This is a genomic window from Bacillus sp. SIMBA_005 (assembly GCF_046535585.1).
GTDB lineage: Bacteria > Bacillota > Bacilli > Bacillales > Bacillaceae > Bacillus > Bacillus pumilus.
The window spans coordinates 1-274 of sequence record NZ_JAWRWI010000369.1; the positions used below are offsets into that span (position 1 = coordinate 1).

1 protein-coding gene is annotated in these 274 nt (G+C 71.2%); it reads right to left on the reverse strand.

All coding sequences use genetic code 11. From position 1 onward, the window contains the following. The coding region (locus tag SB660_RS20500; RefSeq protein WP_410584171.1) for a hypothetical protein at positions 1–274 on the reverse strand (274 nt) is incomplete at both ends.

The following is a 274-nucleotide window of genomic DNA, read 5'->3' on the forward strand; positions in this document are numbered from 1 at the left end:
ATGGCGCCCGACTCCAGCACCACCACGCCCTCCCAGATCGATGCCGCACCGCCCAGTTGCGGCACACCTCGCGGGTCCGGACGCTCCTGCGGCCGCGCCGGGCCGTAGGTGCCCGACAACAGGCTGCGGATGTTGCCCAGGTCCACGTCGCCGGGCGCACTGGTGATCGCCCTGGTCATGACGATGCGCTGGATGGAACCAGCGGGGACCACGTCCGTGATCGCCAGCCCCGTCCAACGGGCCGCGTCCGGCCGGGACGCGGATTTGACCAGAT